The organism is Streptococcus sp. W151 (assembly GCF_053010205.1).
This window is the reverse complement of record NZ_JBRKNT010000015.1, coordinates 1-1,376: the sequence shown is the minus strand read 5'-3', so window position 1 is coordinate 1,376 and position 1,376 is coordinate 1. Positions and strand designations below refer to the sequence as shown.

Here is a 1,376-nt window from a genome sequence, read left to right as displayed (position 1 = left end):
GGTGTGTTTGGTGGAGTTAGGTAGTTTACGACTGTCCCCTTATCTACTACAAGGTTAGGTGCAGCTTTTAATTCGCTAGCAGATACAGTAATAACATCCGTTGATAGTTGGTATCCAGCCGGCGCTGTCAACTCCTTAATAACATAATCCTTAGCCTCAAAGCCTACAAAGCTTACAAGACCATTGGCATCTGAAGTTGCTGTCGCTTGTCCTTCGCCATATGGGTTGGCAACTGGGGTCACACCATCTGCTTCAAAGAGTCCAAAGACAGCTCCTGCAAGGTCTTGACCGACTAGATTCACCTTATGCAATTGAATATTGTAAAGTTTCAATTCAGGTTTTTCAACAACTGGTGGTGTTGGTGGAATTGAAGTGAATGGTTTGTTGACCACACTACCCTTATCAACTACCAAATCTGTCGCAGCAGTTAACTCTGCCGCAGAAACAGTGATTGAAACGTTTGAAAGTTGGTATCCTGCCGGAGCAGTCAATTCTTTAACCACATAGTCCTTCGCCGCAAAGCCTACAAAGCTTACAAGACCATTGGCATCTGAAGTAGCAGTTGCTTGACCTTCTCCATATGGGTTGGCAACTGGGGTCACACCATCTGCTTCAAAGAGTCCAAATACAGCACCTGCAAGAGCATTTCCATCTGCGTTAGCTTTGTGCAATTGAATGTTGTAGAGTTTCAATTCAGGTTTATCAACAACTGGTGGTGTTGGTGGAATTGAAGTGGTTACCAATTTGTTAGTGAAGGATTTCTTATCACCATATGCTACAGAAGCTTTGAGTGTATTGCTTGCATCATCTTTTGTGACAGTTACAGTCGCATCAATACTTCCTTCATCGTAGGTCATTCCTTTTGCTTTGCTTTCAGGAATAACTTCTTTAATCGTGTAGTGGAAGGTTTTTCCTGCGTCCTCTGATGAATATGAAAGGTCATCAAAGGCTACCGTACCATCTGCAGCATTTTGTTTTGTTTGAAGAACTTTTCCGGTCTCATCCAACAATTGGAAATTGAATTCACCATTCTTCAATTCAGCACCTTCTAAAATCTTGCTCGCTGAAATTTTAGCTTTTGCTGGTTGAGGAGCTGTATAAGTATTTGAGAAGGTTTTATTATCTGGATAAGCCACATCTGCTTTCAGGTTGTCGCCATCTTTTTTCACCTTAACAGTTACTTGTTTATCAGTCTTGTCATAGGTAATACCTGGGGTATTTCCAGCTACTTCCTTAACAGTGTAAGTGTGTTCACCTTCTTCGGTGTACTCAATTGGTGCAAATGTTACTTTTCCGTTTTTGTTTGTAACAGTTTGAAGCTTGTTTGTACCTTCGTACAATTCAAAGCTGAATTCGCCATCTGTTAGAGAACGACC

Annotated in this window: 1 protein-coding gene; it reads right to left on the bottom strand. The window is 41.5% G+C overall.

The genetic code is table 11. The features are described from left to right. The coding region (locus ACVC7Q_RS09885) for a SpaA isopeptide-forming pilin-related protein (protein ID WP_447265725.1) at positions 1-1,376 on the bottom strand (1,376 nt) is incomplete at both ends.